We start from the raw sequence: 20,124 nt of genomic DNA on the forward strand, positions 1-20,124 counted from the left end.
ATCTTCATGGTCTTGGGACCGTGAAGATGACGAGTACAATTTATTGTCAGCGTTGATCTTCAGCGTGTACGGGCCGCGTTTAGCAAATATCAGGCTATCAGATAAAAACTGGCTCTATAACGTAGAGTCGATTTGTCAGACGAAGTTCAGCGCATCGGGAATCACAACCGCAAGCTTCATGAGTGACAATAGTTACTGTGTTTTAGGCCTGACATGACCAGTCAACGCGTTTCCGGCATCCAGCGGCAAGCGACGAGCGATGGGTATCGATGCCAGCGAGAATAAGGCAATGACGATAAATGCAGGCCAAAAATCGGCAGCGACAACTGTCGCATGTCCTTGCAGACGGCTTGAAAAAATGATCGCTAGCCCACCAATAGTGACGCCAAGACCCAGAGAAATTTGCTGTACCACACTCGACAAGCTTGTAGCGCGACTGACGTCAGCGCTGTCGAGATCGGCGTATGCCATCGAGTTGAAACAGGTAAATTGCATTGACGGAAAAAAACCGCCCAACAACACCACGGCAACCATTACCAAATAGGGGGTTGTTGGCGTGAATAGGCCGTAGGACGCCAGTGCTAATGCGGCAAGGAATGCATTCCAGATCAGTACCGAACGGAACCCAAAACGACGCAACACCGAGCCGCCTATCGCTTTCATGAAAATGGCACCAAAAGCCGATGCGCACGTGATCGTGCCGGCATGAAAAGCTGTCATTCCCAAACCGATTTGTAATGATAGCGGTAACAAAAATGGCACCGCTCCAAGACCAATCCGGAACAATGAACCGGCCAGCACACTGACACGGAAGGTAGGAATTCTGAGCAAACTCAAATCCAGCAGCGGGAATGGTGCAGTACGCGCATGACGTAAGTACAGCAATAAAAAGATGATGCCAATCACGCACATGCCGCCCGCAAGTTTTGCCGAGACCAACTCGCCATCAATCAGCGACAACCCCAGCATCAACAGCGTACTGCCGATAGCAGACAAAATAAAACCTTTTACGTCCAACGGTTGTTGTTCATCAGCCCGAAAATTTTCGATGAAACGACCCGCCAGATAAATGCCGAGAAGGCTAATCGGCACGTTAATAATGAAAATCCAGCGCCAGTGAAAATACGTTGTAATAAAGCCGCCCAACGGTGGACCGATTACCGGTCCAAGCAATGACGGTATGGTCAGGTAACTGATGGCCGTCACCAGATCCGAACGTGGCACGGACCGGAAAATCACAATCCGCCCAACTGGTACCATCATCGCACCTCCTATTCCCTGCAAGAAGCGTGCAGCGACAAATGCTAATAAGGAACTCGATGCGGCGCACAACAACGATCCGGCCATAAAGACGCCAATGGCGGCACGAAATACGGTCCGCGCCCCGAAACGATCTGCCACCCAACCACAAATGGGAATAAAGACACCGAGTCCAACCACATAGGCAGTGAGTGCCAGTTTGAGTGTAATGGGTTGCTGCCCGAGATCATGGGCGAGTACCGGTAATGACGTCGTAATCACAGTCGCGTCCATGTTTTCCATGAACAACGCACAGGCTACGATAAGTGGAATAAGAAAGGTACGGCGCACTGCAATCAAGGTAGAAAGAGGCTATTTAATAAAGCTGATTAAAAAAAATAAAGCATTCTGTTAATGTCGCCAAATATCACAAGATGTAATGTAAGGGCGCATATTAAAACTCACAAACAATCACAACTATATTTTATAGACAGTCGCGCCAAGAAGAATACGAACAAGAACAAGCGCGTATGAGAACCACACATAAAAAAGCGCTCTGTGCAAAGAGCGCTTTCTCCAAAATTCTATTACTTAGCTTTGACCTGATGCAATCTTGGAGCCTGTCAATGTAGGTAGCGGGGAATTATTTTCTGCTAACCATTTTTTGATCCGATCGGCATCCCCCTGACGCGAATATTTTCCACGTCCATCGAGAAATACCATCACCATAGAGCGACCTTCGATATTTGTTTGCATGACCATGCAACGACCAGCTTCGTTAATGTAGCCGGTTTTCTGAAGGCCAATTTGCCATCCTGGATTTTCAACCAGATGGTTCGACGTATTGTATTGCAATGGACGACCACCCGGCTCTACGAGGTATTTGGAATCGGTAGAATATTGACGAATAATGGGATGCTGATAAGCCGCAATCACCAACTTGGCCAAATCACGCGCGCTTGCCACGTTAAGATGCGATAAGCCAGTGGAATCAACGTAATGAGCGCCAGTCATGCCCAGTTGTTTGGCCTTGGCATTCATTGCGACGACAAATGCTGGCAATCCACCGGGATAGTTACGTCCCAATGCCGACGCAGCCCGATTTTCAGAACTCATCAACGCGATATGCAGCATATCCGTGCGACTCAGTTGGGAGCCAATACGCAAACGTGAACTGCTATGCTTTTCGCGATCGATATCATCATCCGTGACGGTGATGATCTCATTCATATCCTGCCGCGCTTCGACCACGACCATACTCATCATGAGCTTGGTCAACGAGGCAATCGGCAAGGACACTTGCGAATTTTTGTCAAACAGAACCTGACCGGTGGTTTGATCAATCACCAATGCAACGTTCGACTTCAACTCAAGCGGGTCGTGCGTTAAATTTAAACCTGCGATTTCACCGGCTGTTAATATCGGCGGGATGATGACGGCTGGCGGAGTGTAAGCGGTCCGTTGAAAGACAACCTTCCGATGGCCTTTGACATACACCACTTTTCGGACCAAACCTTCGCGCTGCTCAAGTGAGGCGAGATTATGCTGGCCTGATTTTTTGCCGGATGCACGGTTAGCGATACGCTCACGTTTATTTGGGGCGCTGGCGACATCACCTTTGGTATTTTTAGACCGATGAGATTTGGTCGCAATTGTTTTTTTCGATGCAGCCTTGGCGTTTTTGCTCTTCAAGCTTTTAGCAGAGGAGGCCTTTCCTGCTTTGGATGTGGTCGAATCGTTATCCGGCGCCGCAGATGCTGTTGCAACTGCAAAGAATAATGATAATAAAATGACAAGCGCGGATTTGGCCATGGACGGCTCCTGATTCAACAAGCAAATAATCTGTCAAAGTGTAGGCATATCAAGCAAAAATCGCAAGAGAATTAAGGAGTTAGCAGTCGTATTTAAACACTTTTCTCATTGCGCATATCGACAGCACTCAAAATCCTCTTGAATAGTTGTCAACATAACCACCCATTAGTTGTATTTTATGTAAACTTGTCTATTTTTCAACTACAATCATCACGGAATCTATCGAAAATGAATAATCAGCTTCCCGCTGAAAGTAGCTGCACACTTCTGACGGCGCGCTGTCCCACAATGACTTAATAGCAACTACGCGCTCACTTGGCGTTCGCATTCTGGCAACCCAACTATCGAATTGCAAAGGCAACTTCCAACCTTTATCGGACATGACTTTGAAGCCTGCCTGGCTTAACAATTCTCGCCAGGCTGGCAAACTGCGATTGCGCACATGCGAAGCGTCGCGCAGCAACTCGATAGATTGCAGGTAAGTGTCAGCCAACACGTTATCCGGCGAAGCGGTATCAACAACAATGCACTTTCCGCCCTGCTTTAAAACACGCGCCATCTCGGCTAGTGCTTGCGGCAGATTTGTCCAATGATGAGCGCTGTAGCGAGTACACACTAAGTCAAATGTCGCATCAGCGAAAGGCAGAAGATCGGCACTGCCCTGTTGCACCTCAAGATTCTCCAAACCGCGCTCGCGGGCAGCGCCAGCAACCACGCGCAACATTTCTTCCGCCAAGTCGTAAGCGATCACTTTTGCAACGTGGGGTGCCAGCGCAAAGCTGGCGTGGCCGCCACCGCAGCCAATGTCAAGCGCAACTGGTTGATGGAATGCTTGCGCGTAAGCAGCAATATCCTGCAAATCGACACCTTGCGAATGAACGGTGCTCGTTAAATAGGCCGTGGCCGTGCTGCCAAACTGTTCGGTAACCAATTGATCGTGTTTACGCAGAGTTGCGTAAGGGCTGTTGGTGTCAACACTTTTCATTCTTATCTCTCTTGAAAAGAAGGTAATAACATCGATGTACGCGATATACGCTTAACGGCTACAAATTCTTTTCCAAAATAGCCGCGGTCCCGAGATTATTTTTTCACTACAAAGACGACCCCAGCAATGGCCACCAACATACCAATAATTCCTAACAAATTAAACGCCTCACCAAACATCAACCACGCCATTACGGCGGTCGTCGGCGGGGTCAGATATAGCAGACTGGTCACGCTAGTGGCAGCGCTATTACGAATTAACGTAAAGAGTAAAAAGATCGCCCCAATTGATAGCGCAAATATTGACCACAACAGCGCCCCGATAAAACTGGGAGTCCATTGCACCGAGGACAATCCTGGCGAAAGATGTTCATAAAAAATAGCAAACGGCAAGATCACAATGAATGAAGCGCTAAACTGAATGATGGTGCCGGTGCGCAAATCAAAATGCGGGCAGTGATGTTTTTGGTAAAGCGTTCCCATCGTTATAGATATAAGCGCCATGACAGCGAAGGCAATGCTGGACAAAGACAATCCCACCAGACTGATTTTGGCCGCCACGACTAAACCGACACCGCCAAGTCCAAGTAACAGACCGATCCATTGGCGTGGACTGACCGACTCTCCAATCCATCTTGCGGCAACGGCAGTCAGTATTGGTTGCATGCCAACAATAAGTGCCGATAATCCCGCTGGCATGCCTAATTTGATCGCGCACCAGACGCCAGCAAGATAACCGGCCTGTAGCAATATTCCTGCCACAGCGATATGCCTAATTGTCCCGACTGGCCACGGTGCTTTCAGGATGAGTACCAGCGGCACTAACACTATCAGGACGCCCGCAAACCGCATTAATAAAAAAGTGAGTGGCGGTGCGTAAGGCAAGCCAAATTTGGCGACAATAAAACCGGTACTCCACAGCAGCACAAACACCATCGGCATCACAAAAAGTAAGCCTCGTAATAAGCCACTTCCAGATTTAAGATTTGTTGATTGCACCACCGTAGAAGTCGCTAAAGAGGGAGGATTAACTGGCTGCATAAAAAGAAATATCTATCCTGAAGTAAAGGGCGATGCATTGTCCGAGGGCATCGCCAGATAAGTGACCTGGCGACTCGCATGCTGCGCCGCCAGAGCGACCGTTTGTAAATGAACTGCTACCGTGTCCTGTATGTTTTTGCCATAACCGCCAGCCATTGTGACCGCTAGTGGAATTGCGCGCTGACCGGCTGCGGAAAATACCATTTGATCGCGTCGCGCCAAGCCATTTAAAGTGAGTTTTAAACGTCCCAACCGATCGCCCTCATGGGGATCTGCGCCAGCGAGGTAAATGATTAATTGCGGCATAAAAAGACGAAACATCTGATCAAGCGCATCCTGTAATACTTGTAAATATTCAATGTCTCCTGTACCGTCCGGCAATCCGACATCCAGATCGCTGCACTCTTTACTAAACGGATAGTTAGCCGCGCCGTGAAGCGACAAGGTAAATATGGAGTCGTCACGTGCCAGGATTGACGCAGTACCGTTGCCTTGATGCACATCCAGATCAACAATAGCCACCCGCTGAACATGGCGCTCAGCCTGCATCAGGCGCGCCGCTATTGCTGAATCGTTAAACACGCAAAAACCACCGCCATGATCGGCATAGGCGTGATGCGTTCCACCAGCCAAATTCACCGCAATCTGATCACTGGAGCTTAGCGCAGCACGACAAGCAGCAATCGTCGCACCGACCGAGCGTCGAGAACGTTCAACCATTTTTGCTGACCAGGGGAAACCTATTTCCTTTTGTGCTGCCGTGGATAAACTACCTGCAGAAACGGCCTCGATATAATCGGGATGATGCGCCAGCGCAAGAACGCCATCAGTGGTGGATGGCGCTTCGTGCAACGTAATGCCACCCCCGCTAGCACTAGTTGCCTGTACACCTTCATGTATCAATCGATATTTCTGCATTGGAAAGCGATGTCCAACCGGCAGAGGCAATACGAAATGGTCGCTGTAAAAGGCTTTCACGTTTAAACCATGGCCGTAACAATAAGGCATTCAGTTTATCAGCTTAAGCGATGCTCTTCAGATTCAAAACCATGAGAAGATTTCACGTGAGAAATGCCTTGTACCACATTGCGTGATGACTCCCCTATTTCAAACTTTCCATCCATTTGCTGCGTCGCACCAACAATTACTTGACAGGCAAATGCAATGAGAATAAATTTAATTATTGCATCGCACAAGGCGTATTTTGCTCCGGCACACACGGTGGTTACTACGCATCAGTCAATAGCGCTTGCAATATCCATTTGTTCCTCACTCACACTGTATAGCATCTCTGGAGAAGCTCTTATGTCTACACCCGCCGAACAATTTTCCTCCGCAGCTAAAGCCAATTTTGAAGCCAATCTGGCACTCTTTACTGATTTCACAGCTAAAGCATTTGGTGGCATGGAAAAACTGGTAGAACTCAATGTGACTGCTGCAAAAGCATCTTTTGAGGATTCGAGTGCTGCGACAAAAAAACTATTTTCAGCGAAAGATCCTCAGGAATTTTTGTCGTTGAGCCTGGCTCATGCACAACCCAATACTGAAAAAGTCATTGCGTACAGCCGTCATTTAGCGACTATAGCTGCGTCAACTAAAGCTGAACTTAGCAAAACGGCAGACGCACAAGTTGCCGAAACCAAGCGTAAGGTCATGGAGTTATTTGAACAAGCATCGAAAAGTGCTCCGGCAGGCAGTGAAAGCGCGATTGCTTTCATTACAACTGCGATCGGAAATGCCAGCGCCGGATACGAACAATTCACTAAAAGCGCAAAGCAAGCGATGGACACGATGGAAAGTAATGTCAATACCGCAGTCGATCAGCTATCACAAACCGCAGCCAAAGCATCTGCCGTCAATATCAAGAAATAAGTCCCACAGTTAAAGTAGCGAATGGCACCAAGGGGAAACGTAAAAAGCGCGAATGAATGGCAATAAATGTAAATGAAAATGAAAAATGAGGAGGTGCCAGGTGAAAGCCCGGCCCTCCTCATTTGTTATGTTCATCAAGTCGCGGTTACGCCGTTCCCAAACGGCGTAACCAGTTTTAAGCCTTTGCCACTTCTGCCCGTCCTTTGACTGACATAATCAGATGCTCGGCCCGTTCCCGCGTTACATAATCCATTAATGCTGGCAAACCACATGCACGCAATAGCTGATCGCTGCTACTCAGCCCTGAAGTACCGGCTTTCAATGCTGCTTGCAGTACTTCTACCTGCACCTGCAAACGTTCGCGCGTCAGCGTCGCAGGACTATCAACACCGGTAATAATTTCTGCCCGCAATAGCTCTTGCAAGAGTTTTTCGCGATTGTTTTCAAGCGTCATGAGATAGGCATCTATCGCGGGCCGCTCCGCAACCCGATGTAATTGAAGAGCGGTATCAAAACGGCTCCGCATTGTTTTTTCAAACACACTCGGTAACGTCGGCATCGCTTGCCAATTGGCATCCCAACGATCTGGATTGCCTTCCGGTTCGGCATCGCCATCCAACCCCAAACTAACCTCGACCAACTGGCAAAGCGCCAATTTGTCACACAGTGCATGCGCCTCGGCGATCACGGCATTATGTCTAGCTTGATCGATGTGCGCCTGCAAGCTGGCAACCGCAGCGCTATGGCGCGCTTCTATTTGCGCTTCTGCACCGCGTGGGACCGCGCCAGTCCGGCTCCAGTCTTGCTGTGTCTGACGCAACATTCCGGTTAAAACACTCGGCACGGCAACTTCTATTTGGCTGATTGCCGCTTCAAGGCTGGTACACAACTCTTCTTTGACTTGCAAATTTTGTCGACGCTCAGCATCGGCGGTCGACGCGGCCTCTTTACGCTGCGTAAAAATCGTATCGCAAGCAATACGGAAGCGCTGCCACAACAATTGTTCATCCTGTCGCGACAATGGCAGCGCCTTGGCCTGCTCTTGCCAACGTAGCTGCAATTCGCGCAGACGTTCGGCAGTATCACGCTGATTTACCGGCAGTTCAGAGGCTTCAGTAATCAGCTTTTCGCGATTGGTAATCTCTCGCTGCTGTTGCACCAACAACGGCGCCAGCAGTTGTTGACTTGCGTTGGCGAACGACTTATCGAGTGACTTCTTTTCACTCCGGTTAATTGCTCCGAGACCTCTCCAGGCTTGCTGCTTCTGCTGACAGAATTGTGCAATGGCCTTCCAATCCGGCAGTCCAGCAACAGAACCGGTGCTGCGATACGAATCAGTATTGTTCAGTGCTACCGCCGCATATTGTTGTATCTCATCAATCAACAGCAGCGCCTTGATCTGATTACGTTGACGCTCTTCAGCCAGCAGCTGAAAATGTGCCGCTACCGGTAAATAGGCGGCTGTACACGCTGCATCAAAACCATCCCATAGCACTTTTGGCGCGGAGCCGGCCGAACTATCAAGTGACTTCCAGCGTGCCCGCAAACTGCCAATTTTTTTGGCTAATTCGATCACCGCTAAACCTTGATCAGACAACTCCTGCGCAGCCTTCATCAGCTCCTCGCGCGAGACATTACCGCCCCAACGCGCCCAGCCTTGCAAGCGTCCTAACTCACCACGTGCCTGCACTAATCGTGCATTTTGTGGTGGCGTGATTTTTAGCGCTTTGAAATCCATCGCGCGTAACGTCTTGTCGCAATCCATTGCGACTTGCAAAGCACCCTCTTCCAGCGCGGCCTCCAAGCCCTCTAACGCAGCAACAAACTGCTGATGCGAGGCGACTTTATCCGTATCAGTCGGCTGCTCAACACCGACAAGTGGCTGTGCGCTTTTAGGTAAAACTACTGGCTGAGCTGAAGCAATACTCAGTTTCAATAACGCTTCGTAACGTTGCTCAGCAATCTGATCAGATGCTTGACTTGCTGAAAGAACACCCAAGCTAGTCCAACTGCGGCGCAACAGTTCAGGCTTCAAGGTCTCGGCTGCCATTGACTCCCATTGCGTCAACAATGCGAGCCGTGCATTGAGTGTTTCCTGCGATTTCAGCAACGTCTGGAGGCGCTGTTGCAAGACTTGGAAGGCGACCGCATATTCTGACGCCAGTTGTTTCGGTAAAGTTATTGCCTCAACATTGGTCTGATGCTGCTGCATGTGCTCGGCTATTTGGGCCGCTTGGAATGCGACCTCATCTGCAGTGTGTGCCAACGGATCGTCGTTAATTTGCTGATTTAATTGCCGTAAACGCGCTAGCAAACCCAGCACGGCCCGCTGTAATTCAGCTTGCGCGGATAACCGACTCGCCAAAGCCGCACTGATTTGTCGGAATTCTTGCTGTTGCATCTCAAGCGGGTTTTCGATTTGCTGCCAGGCGCGATCCAGTTCTGCGACTTGATTCGGCAATAGCTGCTCTTGATTCAGCAATTCTTGCGCGGTTTGCAGGCAAAGAACTGCTTGCGCCGAGGTTTGTTGCTGACGACGCAATACATCGAGTCTGGATAGCATCAATTTTACGACACGACGATCGACGTTCCGCATCGCTTTCAACACTTGCTCCAGGCCGTTAGCGCTATGCACCCATTGCGCAGCTTGCAATCGCGCATCGGCAAATTCGGCTTTCAGGATAAAGACCACCGCCGAAGACTCTTCCGTCAAACTAGCCGCTTGTTTTAATGCCTGTTGGCGCGCACTATCGATGGCTTGCGCACTGGCAACGCGAAGTTCCGTTTGCTGAAGTGCTTTCTGTACCACCATTGATTGTGCCGCGGCGGCAGAACGACCTGCACGCTTAAAAAGAAAACCGAACATAAAATAGATACCAATCAAATAGAGGCGCAACTGATTTCTGACACAGTCTGAAATCCGAAAAAAGAAAATAAGAAAATAAGTACGGCGCCGATAATCAGCGCTTAACTATAATTAGTTTAAGCATTAAGCGCTATTAACTAGCCTTCAAAGCGCTTAATTTACCGTCAAGCATGCCCAGCAGCAGTTTAAATGATCGAGCACCAATCGGCTTAAGAATTGTTAGCTTCGTACAATAAACCTCATCCGCAAGAACCCGAGTCAACTAGCCAATTAACCGATAAGCTATGTGCAGCTGATCCAGTCCTGCCAACATCTTAATAAACGCCGCAGCACTTTGGGTTGGCTCGCCCTTGACACCGAGATCGATGTGGCGCTGCGTCTCAGCGTCGCCTACGTGCGGAAGACTAAACACCTTTACCAATGGAAATTCAATTTCAATCGCCTCCATCAAAGGCGTCAGAACAGATTCCATCGCACCGTACACAAATACCGACTGCTCAAGTTGCGGATTTTGATGGAATAAGTCTGCGTGATAGGTATCGAGCACCCACTCAAACATAGGCCATGCCATAACCGGAAACCCCGGTGCAAAATGGTGTATACCTTGCGCTTGGCCTGGCGCTTTTCCCTTGTTTTTGAATGAAAATCCAGGAATTTTGTTATACGGGTTAGGGATAATGTCGGCACCCAATGGGAACTCACCCATTTTAAGACGATGCAGGTTATCGGGCGTCTCATAGTCTGGCTCGAGACCCGCTTCACGTGCAGTATCGGCGACCCGTTCACGAATTTTTTCACGTGCTTCAGGATGCAAAACCAGTGGAACACCAAGCGCAGCGGCGGCACATTGACGCGTATGATCGTCGGGGGTAGCACCGATGCCGCCTGTACAAAACACTATGTCGTTACTAGAAAATGTACGTTGCAATGTGGCGATGATGCGGGCCGGATCGTCTCCAAGATACTCGGCCCAACTCAGGGTCAGGCCTCGCGCAGTCAACATTTCGAGCACTTTTGGAAAGTGCTTGTCAATCCGTTTGCCAGACAGAATTTCGTCGCCGATGATGATTAGTCCGATTGCCATAAGAGGTTCTTTTACGATGAGTAAGGGGGGAAATTACCGAAATCGATGAAAATTTACCGAGGTTTACCGAAGCCCACTGAAGTTTCCTGAAATTCACATTAAACGACGCGGCTCTTCATCGCCGATCGAAAGTCCGCTGTTAGCGCCATTTCCACTTGCAGCATCGCTATCGACGGCATCAGTTCCACGCTCGGCAATGATAATTGTAGCCAACTTGCCAGCGCGATACTTGCTCAGCGCTTCTAGACAATAATACTCAAACCACAAACCAGTAAACACAAACACCAGTACGTATAACCAGATTGATCCGGCAGCCATAAAAGGAAGGATAACCAACCAAAGCGCTCCTCCCAACCATAACAAAGTCGGTGCAGCGCCCAGCATGCCTGTAATAATACCGATTGTCAGGAGTGGCCAACGATGAATCTTCAAAATCGCCTTTAGTTCATCTTTATCGGCGTAATCAGAAAGTGCATCGTAAGCAATCACCCGATAAGTCAGCCAACCCCACAAAAGCGCCGGAATAATGAAAGCCAATGGGGGAATCAACCACAATGGCAGGGTGATCAGCCACAAGACGCAGAATAATAAAAACGATGAGCCTGAAATCCAAAGACTGCCGAACAAAGAGCCGCCCTTGCGCTGTGACAATGTGGCGTAGTGACGGCCACCGACATGGCGGGCAACAGCTGGCAATGCGAACAATCCAACAAATACCAGCGCGGTCAGAATCATCATCGGCAACAGCAACCACAATGCTACCCAAGGCACAATAACTGCCTTTAAGGCACCAAGACCAAGCCAACTCAAGGCGCCGCCCGCGGCATTCATCCCGGTACTACCAACCAAATAACTTTGCAGCCAGTCAAGCAAAGGTTGCAAACCCAGCCACAATGCCAAACCCCAAATTATCACGGATAGCAAAAATGGTAAAAAAGTCAGTATCAACATCCGAAAATGCAGTTGCGACAGCAGCGCCCGACCGAATGCGACGATGACGGGCCGCATCAGCGACGGGGCTTTCTGCCAAATTCAACCATATGTTTTAATCCCAGCCATTGCTGCTCCCAAAAACCGCTGCCATAGTTACGTTCTTTGCCGAGCGGAATTGGCAACTGATCCCGGATGCCGGTGCGTTCGAACGTTTTTCCAAAAAAAGCAGTGCGAAATAGCACATCCCAAAAGGAGAATAAGACACCAAAATTATGACCGCCTAATGATCCTTTACCTTTACTTTCATGACCGATTCCAATCGCATGATGCCAACGATGAAAGCGTGGTGAAACTACGATAGCATCGCCCAACTTGCCGAAATGAATCCTGACGTTGGCATGTTGCAAACTTTGAAGCATGCGGGACGCGGCCACCAAGAGCACATATTGCGATGGCTCGACGCCAATCGCGATGGCGATCAGGGCCATGAAAATATCGCGAATTAAGTCGTCTAACAGATGGTTACGATCATCCGACCAAAGGTTCATGTTTTGCTGACTGTGGTGCAAACTATGCAAACCCCACATCCAGCCAAAACTATGCTGAGCCCTGTGGTACCAGTAATCGAAAAAGTCGAGAACAACCAAATACACCAAAAAAGTGACCAATGGTCGATCAGTGATGCCAGGCCACAGATTCTCTAAATTGAAAGGATGTATGCCTTCCAGATGGAACCACTCGGTCACCTGCGCAACAACCGGATCGATCAGAAAAAATATTAGAACTGAAAATGCGCCCAGACGCTGAATCACGGTGTACAAAAAATCAATCCGACGAGCCCGTTTGTCGCTTATTGGATGGACCGGGATAGCAGATTCCAATGGCCGCAAAATGATGAATAAGACAATCAATTCGCACACCCCGATCAAAAACCACTCGACGCCATCAAACGCGTCTTCAATGTATTCACTGAAACCTAGATGAAACATCAACGGTTGCACGGCAACCTGAAATATCCATGCCTGCACATTGGAAAACAGATTAATCAGACTATCAATCATGATGCTGGCTGCTTTCTACCGATACTAGCGCTTGCGGCAATGTCATAAGGACCGGGGCTTTTGCCTCTCGCTTTTTCTGCTGAAATTTTATAGGCAGGATGCTCTCTTAAGGTAGCAAAACAAAACCCTTTTTTCTCTAATCCAGTAATAAGTGGTTCGAGGACCGCGGGTGCCCATGGATCTTTGCGCGACCAGATACCCAGATGCGCTATAAGGATGTCTCCGTCCTTGACGTTTTTTAACTCACGCTCCAACAACAGTTTATTGGGCCATCTGTCGCTGGGGAGTTCGTCGCCTGAAAATCCGGCATCGGCCCAGGCCACGTGCGAATAACCACAAGCTTGTCCCGCAGCCAAGGTGTGTGGCGTCAGGTGGCCGCCAGGAGCGCGCCAGAATGGATCAAGATGGGCACCCGTCAAACTATGAAAACGCTGCTCAACACGATTGATTTCTTCGCAATATTGCTGAGGCGTCCATGATAACAATTTGCCACCATTAGCGCCAAACTGGGGCTTCATTTCAATGTTTCCATCTGCCAAGTCACGCTTCGCGTACACATGATCGAAAGTATGGCTGCCGAAGGCATGACCATCCGCTACCAATGACTTCCAAAAAGGTGCCCACGATGGATCAAGAGAATAGTCGCCGTTGATGGTTTTTTCATTTGCCATAAAGAAAGTGGCTTTAATGTGATGACGACGCAATGTCTGGGCGATAAATTCTGCCTGCGATTGGCTACCGGTATCAAAGGTCAGGTACAACGTACCCTTGCAGGCGGTGGCAGGAATGGTCCCCTGCGCTTGCGCTTGTGACAAGAACAGAAGGCCAGCACAACTTGCCACCGTCATTATGGTAGCCAACCGGGTACGAGGCCTGCCGGACTTTATCGAAGAACGGGTCATCACAATTCCGAAGCGCGGTTGGTAAAATAAATACCATGCGGTGACCGACCTACCGGGACCGTTTTAATCACTTTACGGCTAGCAATATCCACCACCGAAACCTGCTTGACCCAGCGCTGCGTGACCCACATCGTCTTGCCATCAGCCGTCACTTCCATGCAATCCGGACCGCCTGGCACGTTAATCACACCAACATTTTCAAGTGTCTCTAAATCCAGAATATTGATCGTACCGGCAACCCGGTTCGATACAAACACGTGACGCTTATCGCCTTGTGGGCGGAAGTTATGCGCGCCATCGCCGGTCTTGATTTTCTTGACAATTTTTTGCGTACGCCAATCCACTACGGCGACATAATCGCTACCCATGACACCCACCAACAGATACTTATTGTCAGGCGTCATGTAGATACCAGCCGGTTGCTTTCCAATTGGCATGGTCCACTTGACCGTTTGGGTGGCCAGGTCAACGGCTGCAATCTCATCCGTGCCCTGTAGTGTAATGAAAGCCAACGTACTATCCGCACTGAAGGTCATATGACTTGGCATTTTAGGCAGCGGCAGACGCTTGGCCAGCTTTAGCGTTTTACCATCGAAGCCATAAATATCAATGCGATCCAGACGTAAACCGTTAGAGATAAACCATTTTTGATTGGGCGAAAAACCGATTTGATAAGGATCAGCAATATCTTTTACGAGACTCTGTATTTTCCCCGTTTTAGGGTCCAAAAAATACAATTCATTACCGGTAGCAGCAGCCACGATCAGTGACTTATTGTCTGGCGTCGGCATCAGGTGGTGTGGCTCCTTACCAACCGGAAACGATCCGATTTCCTTAAATGTATTCTGATCGATCAAACTAATAGTCGCATCACGCGAATTCAGGACAACAACGACAGTAGGAGCAGTTGCGAGTGGAACAATGGGGGAAACAGCGCCCGGTGGCACCGCAAGTGCGGGCAATGCAAACAATACTGTCAGCAATCCGCAGGCGGTGGCTAGTGACCGGATAGAAAATGTAGAACGCGTGGTAAGGCCAGCAAAATCGGACATGGCAACATTCAGAAGAGCAAAAAAGATATTTTACCGCGCAAGCCGTAACGATGCTGCGCCCTTTGACTTAAATCACAATATAAAGAACGTTACAAAACAAAGCTTGAATACTCAGCCTGATCTCAAGGTGACATACCAAAGCGTGGCAACCAGACTAAATATCAAACCCTGGTACACCTATTTGTAGACTACTACTACAATACTTCGTTCTGTTAAACCGTTGATTTTGGTTTACACTACCATCCATATTAACCAATCAAAGAGGAAAGCAATGTCAACTACTACCGTTTCTGGCTTGCAATACGAAGATACCACTGTCGGCACAGGCGCAGAAGCCAAAGCTGGCGACCACGTCAGCGTTCATTACACCGGCTGGTTACAAAATAGCGACGGCAGCGCAGGCAAAAAATTTGATTCAAGCAAAGATCGCGGCGATCCGTTTGAGTTTCCGCTGGGCGCTGGCCATGTCATTAAAGGTTGGGACGAAGGCGTACAAGGCATGAAAATCGGTGGTGTTCGCAAACTGGTGATTCCTGCGGCAATCGGCTACGGTGCCCGTGGAGCTGGCGGTGCGATTCCACCAAACGCAACGCTGATTTTTGAAGTAGAACTGCTCGGCGTATAAATAATACGCTAGGCCACTGCCTACATCGTATCGAATCCACTTATTCCACTTATGCAACATACGTCTGGTATTGCGTTTAGCGCTATTTTAGCGTCGGGCCTATTTGCGGCAATTACGTTGAGCGGATGTACTGTGGTCAGTGTGGCAACAACTGTCGTTGGCGCGACGGTGGCAGTTGGATCTGCTGCCGTTAGCGTGGCAAGTACGGTTGTGAGTGGCACAGTGAAAGCTGGCAGCGCAGTGGTAGGTGCAGTTGTTGATTAAGTGTTTGCACGCCGTAGAGCAAAAAATATGCCTAAAATGGTAACTTTAATTTAGCCAATCAGTAGACCAGGCTATCTCAAAAACAATCCATGGCACAGCCTATGCGTCCTGCGACCCATCCACCGTTTACATTCTCATCAATCTGCCTGCTTCAGGCATTTCCATTTTTTACCCAACTATCCTATGACTCTGCAAACTGAATTCGACCAGGCATTAGCCGACTCCAAGAACCTCGCTGAACGTCCTGATAATATGACTTTGCTAAAGATGTACGCCATTTACAAGCAAGGTAGCCTGGGCGATGCAACTGGAGATCGTCCCGGCATGACAGACTTTGTTGGTCGCGCAAAATGGGATGCCTGGAATGCATTGAAAGGCACATCCCAAGAAGTTGCAAAACAACAATATATTGATTTTGTAAAAGACTTGCAAGCGTAACCATGCCTCCCATCTTCTGACAGTTTATTGGGTTAATTCCCACGCAAACCGATCATGCAGAAAAAAGGCCGTACGACTATAAAAGTAGTGCGGCCTTTTTTTTATTTCGGTAGTGCAGGTTTCAACCCCTTCTTGTTTAACCCCTTCTTACCTCTGGGTTAAGCAAATTCGGTGGCAAAGCCCCAACCGTGGCTGGCAACAATGCTGCCAGTAAATTGGCCGCTGCGCATAGCGCCATTGCGCGCCGCGTTGGTTCTGAGGCGCTGGCGATGTGCGGGGTGAGTACAACATTAGACAGCGTAAGAAAGTCGGGATGCAAGGCCGGTTCGTTCTCAAACACGTCCAGTCCAGCCGCCGCAATTTTTTGGGCGCGTAATGCCGCGATCAGTGCCACGTCGTCCACAATCCCGCCACGCGCCAGGTTGACCAACGTAGCGCCGGGTTTCATCATCTCCAGTTCCTTAGCGCCAATAGTGTGGTGCGACTCTTTCGAGTACGGTAGCACCAGAACCACATGATCGGCCTGACGTAGTAATTCTTCCTTACTGACAAAACGGGCATTGTTGGCACGCGCTTCCAATTCCGGCGTTACGCGGGAGCGATTATGATAAAGCACTTGCATGTCAAAACCGATTGAGCGCCGGGCTATGGCTTGACCAATCCGTCCCATTCCAATGACGCCGAGTGTCGCACCATGCACGTCAGCGCCTAGGAAACTGTCGAAGCGCCATTGCTTCCAGTTACCAGCTCTTAACCAATGCTCCGATTCTGTAATGCGACGCGCCGTCGCCATCAATAACGCCCAACCAAAATCGGCGGTCGTTTCGTTCAGCACGTCCGGTGTATTAGTCACCATGACACCAGCTTTGGTAGCCGCTGCTACGTCGATATTGTTATAGCCAACCGCCTGATTACACACTGCCTTGAGGCGGGGACAGGCGCTTAGTACCGCAGCCGAAACAGGTTCGCTGCCGGTAGCGATCAAACCATCCTTATCCTGCAGTTTTTCAATCAGTTCTGCAGGAGAAAAAATACGATCGATCTGGTTCGATTCGACTTCAAAATATTGCTCCAGATGCGTGATGATTTCCGGAAAAATGGCACGGGCCAGCAAAATTTTTGGCTTATTTAATGCATTCAATGTATTCCCCATGACAACGTCCTTAATGTTTGTTCGGTTTCAATGCTTGGTCGCGCATAGTTTTATGCGCGGAAGAAAATAAAACTCATAATAGCGAAAAGTGGCAACAGCACGACACATGCCCATGCCATATAACCGAAGAAGGAAGGCATACGGATACCACGTTCTTCGGCAATCGCCTTGACCATCAGGTTAGGTGCATTACCGATATAACTATTGGCGCCCATAAACACTGCACCGCAAGATATTGCCGCTAAAGTGCCGGCCAATTTACCCATCAATTCGATAGCATCGCCAGACGCCGTATTAAAGAATACGAGATAGGTCGGCGCGTTGTCGAGGAATGATGACAATATTCCTGTGACCCAAAAATACATCATGTTATTGGGCTGTCCGTCCGGTCCCGTCACCGCCGCCACAATCGCGCCAAATGGGCCTTGTACGCCAACCCGTAACATGGCGATGACTGGCGCAATCGTAATAAAAATCGCAGCAAATAGCTTACCAACTTCCAACATTGGCTCCCATGTGAAATTATTACCTTCTCTGGCAATTTTCGGGGTTAGCCACAACGACGCGACAATCACGACCAGCAACAATCCATCGCGCAACAAATTTTGCAATTCTACCGGCGTGCCGTAAATGTCGTACGTAATACCCGACTTCCACAACCCACTCATCAATACCAGACCAATCACAACGATCAACAATATAAAATTAAATTTCCCCTCGAAACGCAATTTCGGATTGTCAGGCGTTGGATCTTGGACCGGCGGCAATTGTTCTTCGCGATTGTTGAAATAATGACGATCCAGAAAATAAAAAATCACCAGCAGAGCAACCCACATGAAAATGGTTTCGGAAAATATATTTTTAAAGGTCCAGGTAAAGTCGACGCCCTTCAAAAATCCGAGGAATAGCGGTGGATCGCCTAATGGTGTCAGTGCGCCACCAGCGTTTGCGACCAAAAAAATAAAAAATACAATAATGTGGACAGCATGCTTACGATTGTCGTTCGCTCGAATCAACGGCCGAATCAACAACATCGAAGCGCCTGTGGTCCCCATCAGACTCGCCAGCACGGTTCCTAGTGCCAACAATCCGGTATTAAGGGCGGGCGTGCCGTGCAAATTGCCCCGCAAACAAATACCACCCGCCACCACAAATAACGCGGTCAGCAAAATGATAAAAGGTAAATACTCGGCCATAAAAGCATGCACCACGCCTGCCGCCGCCAATGGGACACCGAACCAGATAGCGCAGGGAATCAAAAATGCCGCTGACCAACCCAACGCGATTTTGCCAAAATGGTGATGCCAAAATCCTGGTATCAGTAGCGGCCCCATGGCAATTGAGACCAATAAGCCCATGAAGGGAATCCCCCACCATACGGATAATTGAGCGCCATCAAGTTCGGCGGCGTGGGCTGCAATAGGAAGAAAACTGGCAAGCGTGATGAGGATCTTTTTGAGCAATTGCATCTTTCGAATCAGATAAAAGTGCACTATTTTAAGCGGGTTTAAATTACACAAAAATTTGTGATTAAAATAACATTGTCTGACATTAACTTAATTCATTATTATAAATAACAATTATGAATTTTTAGCAACGTCGGGAATTTCAAATACTTGCCGCAAATAGTTCACATACGCCGCATCATCGCACATGTTTTTTGATGGAGTATCCGACAATTTAGCGACAGGTTGCCCATTACAACGCACCATCTTCATGACAATTTGCAGCGGGGTATAACCCAAATCATTAGTCAAATTGGTACCAACCCCAAACGCAATCCGCGTCCTGTCCTTGAAGCGTAAATACAAAGCTGTCACTTTGCCAAAATCAAGACTGTCCGAAAACACCAAGGTCTTCGTCGCAGGATCAACACGATTATCTTTAAACTGTTGGATCAAGCGCTCTCCCCAATCAAACGGATCGCCAGAATCGTGGCGCGCACCATCGAAGAGTTTGCAAAAATACATATCAAAATCGCGAAGAAAAGCAGTCATTCCATAGACGTCGGACAAAGCAATACCCAAATCTCCGCGATATTCTTTACTCCACATTTCAAAGGCATATATTTGCGAATCACGCAGTCTCGGCCCAAGTGCCTGACACGCTTGCAAGTATTCATGCGCCATCGTTCCAAGCGGAATCAATCCGAATTTCATCGCGAAATGGACGTTCGATGTACCGGCCAGATGCTCAACAAAATCGCGTTGCATGGTCTGCACCACTTCTTCGTGCCAACTCCGTGAAAACCGGCGTCTGGTTCCATAGTCCGCCACCTTACAACCAGACATGGCAGGATCGTCGCGGATGAGCGCCATTTTGTTGTGCAAACGCTTTCGCCCTTCTTCAACGTCAGGATTTTTTTGAGTAGCGCGGAAATACACCTCATTGACAATCGCAAGGACCGGCACTTCAAACAATATCGTGTGCAGCCATGGACCTTTTACCAAGATATCAATTTCGCCGTTGTTCAATGGCGAAGGTTGCACCGTAATATATTTTTGTTGCAGATGAAATAAACTTAGAAAATCGACAAAGTCACTTTTGATAAAGCGCAGACTCAGCAAATATTTCAGTTCTTCGTCTTGAAAACGCAGTCGGCACAATCCGGCAATTTCATCCCGAATTTCGTCGACATACGGCGTCAGATCAATCCCGTCATTACGACATTTATACCGATACTCAACTTCTGCTGCGGGGAAATGATGCAATACCACTTGCATCATGGTGAATTTATACAGATCGGTATCGAGAAGGGAGCGAATGATCATGGTGTGCCAAATATAAATAGTGTGTGA

At 48.7% G+C, this 20,124-nt stretch carries 18 protein-coding genes; 4 read left to right on the forward strand and 14 right to left on the reverse strand.

Annotated features, from left to right (window positions below):
• Positions 1 to 192: 192 nt before the first annotated feature.
• From ACXX82_RS03190 to ACXX82_RS03210, 5 genes are all read right to left on the reverse strand, one after another.
• A complete protein-coding gene (locus tag ACXX82_RS03190; RefSeq protein WP_323506428.1) occupies positions 193 to 1,599 on the reverse strand; it encodes an MFS transporter in 1,407 nt (468 codons plus the stop codon).
• 231 nt (positions 1,600 to 1,830) lie between these two features.
• Complete coding sequence (pbpG, locus tag ACXX82_RS03195; protein WP_458562409.1) at positions 1,831 to 3,051, reverse strand: D-alanyl-D-alanine endopeptidase; 1,221 nt, start codon at positions 3,049 to 3,051, stop codon at positions 1,831 to 1,833.
• Between the two features lie 190 nt (positions 3,052 to 3,241).
• Positions 3,242 to 4,000, reverse strand: a complete 759-nt coding sequence (locus tag ACXX82_RS03200) for a class I SAM-dependent methyltransferase (protein WP_322240739.1) — start codon at positions 3,998 to 4,000, stop codon at positions 3,242 to 3,244.
• 131 nt (positions 4,001 to 4,131) lie between these two features.
• The gene (locus ACXX82_RS03205) at positions 4,132 to 4,977 is read right to left on the reverse strand and encodes a DMT family transporter (protein WP_322240741.1); all 846 of its coding nucleotides are present in this window, start codon (positions 4,975 to 4,977) and stop codon (positions 4,132 to 4,134) included.
• Positions 4,978 to 5,088: 111 nt separating this feature from the next.
• On the reverse strand, positions 5,089 to 6,054 hold the full coding sequence (locus ACXX82_RS03210) for a histone deacetylase family protein (RefSeq protein ID WP_323506429.1): 966 nt from the start codon (positions 6,052 to 6,054) through the stop codon (positions 5,089 to 5,091).
• Positions 6,055 to 6,381: 327 nt separating this feature from the next.
• Between ACXX82_RS03210 and ACXX82_RS03215 the strand changes: the two genes are divergently transcribed.
• Entirely contained in the window at positions 6,382 to 6,948 is a 567-nt protein-coding gene (locus tag ACXX82_RS03215; protein ID WP_322239971.1) for a phasin family protein, read from the forward strand.
• A 175-nt stretch (positions 6,949 to 7,123) separates the two neighbouring features.
• On the opposite strand, the gene ACXX82_RS03220 is transcribed toward ACXX82_RS03215, so the two are convergent.
• From ACXX82_RS03220 to ACXX82_RS03245, 6 genes are all read right to left on the reverse strand, one after another.
• Complete coding sequence (locus ACXX82_RS03220) at positions 7,124 to 9,544, reverse strand: DUF349 domain-containing protein (protein ID WP_458563954.1); 2,421 nt, start codon at positions 9,542 to 9,544, stop codon at positions 7,124 to 7,126.
• 532 nt (positions 9,545 to 10,076) lie between these two features.
• A complete protein-coding gene (locus ACXX82_RS03225; protein WP_322239975.1) occupies positions 10,077 to 10,898 on the reverse strand; it encodes a competence/damage-inducible protein A in 822 nt (273 codons plus the stop codon).
• A gap of 93 nt (positions 10,899 to 10,991) precedes the next feature.
• Positions 10,992 to 11,906: an EI24 domain-containing protein gene (locus ACXX82_RS03230; protein WP_458562410.1), complete on the reverse strand. Its 915-nt coding sequence runs from the start codon at positions 11,904 to 11,906 to the stop codon at positions 10,992 to 10,994.
• On the reverse strand, positions 11,906 to 12,892 hold the full coding sequence (locus tag ACXX82_RS03235; RefSeq protein ID WP_323506432.1) for a sterol desaturase family protein: 987 nt from the start codon (positions 12,890 to 12,892) through the stop codon (positions 11,906 to 11,908). The genes ACXX82_RS03230 and ACXX82_RS03235 overlap by 1 nt, the downstream gene beginning before the upstream one ends.
• Positions 12,889 to 13,740 (reverse strand): polysaccharide deacetylase family protein, encoded by an 852-nt coding sequence (locus ACXX82_RS03240; protein WP_323518977.1) that lies wholly within the window; start codon positions 13,738 to 13,740, stop codon positions 12,889 to 12,891. The genes ACXX82_RS03235 and ACXX82_RS03240 overlap by 4 nt, the downstream gene beginning before the upstream one ends.
• Positions 13,741 to 13,793: 53 nt before the next feature.
• Positions 13,794 to 14,846, reverse strand: a complete 1,053-nt coding sequence (locus ACXX82_RS03245; protein ID WP_458562411.1) for a YVTN family beta-propeller repeat protein — start codon at positions 14,844 to 14,846, stop codon at positions 13,794 to 13,796.
• A gap of 271 nt (positions 14,847 to 15,117) precedes the next feature.
• On the opposite strand from ACXX82_RS03245, the gene ACXX82_RS03250 reads away from it, so the two are divergent.
• From ACXX82_RS03250 to ACXX82_RS03260, 3 genes are all read left to right on the forward strand, one after another.
• On the forward strand, positions 15,118 to 15,471 hold the full coding sequence (locus tag ACXX82_RS03250; protein ID WP_205320177.1) for an FKBP-type peptidyl-prolyl cis-trans isomerase: 354 nt from the start codon (positions 15,118 to 15,120) through the stop codon (positions 15,469 to 15,471).
• Positions 15,472 to 15,522: 51 nt separating this feature from the next.
• Complete coding sequence (locus ACXX82_RS03255) at positions 15,523 to 15,735, forward strand: hypothetical protein (protein ID WP_458562412.1); 213 nt, start codon at positions 15,523 to 15,525, stop codon at positions 15,733 to 15,735.
• Positions 15,736 to 15,918: 183 nt separating this feature from the next.
• A complete protein-coding gene (locus ACXX82_RS03260) occupies positions 15,919 to 16,173 on the forward strand; it encodes an acyl-CoA-binding protein (protein ID WP_322239988.1) in 255 nt (84 codons plus the stop codon).
• A gap of 136 nt (positions 16,174 to 16,309) precedes the next feature.
• Here the strand turns inward: ACXX82_RS03260 and ACXX82_RS03265 are convergent, their stop codons facing one another.
• From ACXX82_RS03265 to pncB, 3 genes are all read right to left on the reverse strand, one after another.
• Positions 16,310 to 17,326: a 2-hydroxyacid dehydrogenase gene (locus ACXX82_RS03265; protein WP_322239990.1), complete on the reverse strand. Its 1,017-nt coding sequence runs from the start codon at positions 17,324 to 17,326 to the stop codon at positions 16,310 to 16,312.
• 50 nt (positions 17,327 to 17,376) lie between these two features.
• Positions 17,377 to 18,795 carry a sodium:proton antiporter gene (locus tag ACXX82_RS03270; RefSeq protein ID WP_322239992.1) on the reverse strand — a complete coding sequence of 473 codons (1,419 nt, stop codon included), beginning with the start codon at positions 18,793 to 18,795 and terminating at the stop codon, positions 17,377 to 17,379.
• A gap of 111 nt (positions 18,796 to 18,906) precedes the next feature.
• Entirely contained in the window at positions 18,907 to 20,097 is a 1,191-nt protein-coding gene (pncB, locus tag ACXX82_RS03275) for a nicotinate phosphoribosyltransferase (protein ID WP_322239994.1), read from the reverse strand.
• Positions 20,098 to 20,124 lie beyond the last annotated feature (27 nt).

This window comes from Glaciimonas sp. GNP009 (assembly GCF_054343755.1).

What these genes read in the sequence shown, in the direction of transcription:
- ACXX82_RS03245 (WP_458562411.1), bottom strand. Translation starts at nt 14,846, where the DNA reads ATGTCCGATTTTGCTGGCCTTACCACGCGTTCTACATTTTCTATCCGG.
- ACXX82_RS03205 (WP_322240741.1), bottom strand. Translation starts at nt 4,977, where the DNA reads ATGCCGATGGTGTTTGTGCTGCTGTGGAGTACCGGTTTTATTGTCGCC.
- ACXX82_RS03265 (WP_322239990.1), bottom strand. Translation starts at nt 17,326, where the DNA reads ATGGGGAATACATTGAATGCATTAAATAAGCCAAAAATTTTGCTGGCC.
- ACXX82_RS03230 (WP_458562410.1), bottom strand. Translation starts at nt 11,906, where the DNA reads ATGCGGCCCGTCATCGTCGCATTCGGTCGGGCGCTGCTGTCGCAACTG.
- ACXX82_RS03225 (WP_322239975.1), bottom strand. Translation starts at nt 10,898, where the DNA reads ATGGCAATCGGACTAATCATCATCGGCGACGAAATTCTGTCTGGCAAA.
- ACXX82_RS03270 (WP_322239992.1), bottom strand. Translation starts at nt 18,795, where the DNA reads ATGCAATTGCTCAAAAAGATCCTCATCACGCTTGCCAGTTTTCTTCCT.
- pncB (WP_322239994.1), bottom strand. Translation starts at nt 20,097, where the DNA reads ATGATCATTCGCTCCCTTCTCGATACCGATCTGTATAAATTCACCATG.
- ACXX82_RS03235 (WP_323506432.1), bottom strand. Translation starts at nt 12,892, where the DNA reads ATGATTGATAGTCTGATTAATCTGTTTTCCAATGTGCAGGCATGGATA.
- ACXX82_RS03240 (WP_323518977.1), bottom strand. Translation starts at nt 13,740, where the DNA reads ATGACGGTGGCAAGTTGTGCTGGCCTTCTGTTCTTGTCACAAGCGCAA.
- ACXX82_RS03255 (WP_458562412.1), top strand. Translation starts at nt 15,523, where the DNA reads ATGCAACATACGTCTGGTATTGCGTTTAGCGCTATTTTAGCGTCGGGC.
- ACXX82_RS03250 (WP_205320177.1), top strand. Translation starts at nt 15,118, where the DNA reads ATGTCAACTACTACCGTTTCTGGCTTGCAATACGAAGATACCACTGTC.
- ACXX82_RS03220 (WP_458563954.1), bottom strand. Translation starts at nt 9,544, where the DNA reads ATGCGGAACGTCGATCGTCGTGTCGTAAAATTGATGCTATCCAGACTC.
- ACXX82_RS03260 (WP_322239988.1), top strand. Translation starts at nt 15,919, where the DNA reads ATGACTCTGCAAACTGAATTCGACCAGGCATTAGCCGACTCCAAGAAC.
- pbpG (WP_458562409.1), bottom strand. Translation starts at nt 3,051, where the DNA reads ATGGCCAAATCCGCGCTTGTCATTTTATTATCATTATTCTTTGCAGTT.
- ACXX82_RS03215 (WP_322239971.1), top strand. Translation starts at nt 6,382, where the DNA reads ATGTCTACACCCGCCGAACAATTTTCCTCCGCAGCTAAAGCCAATTTT.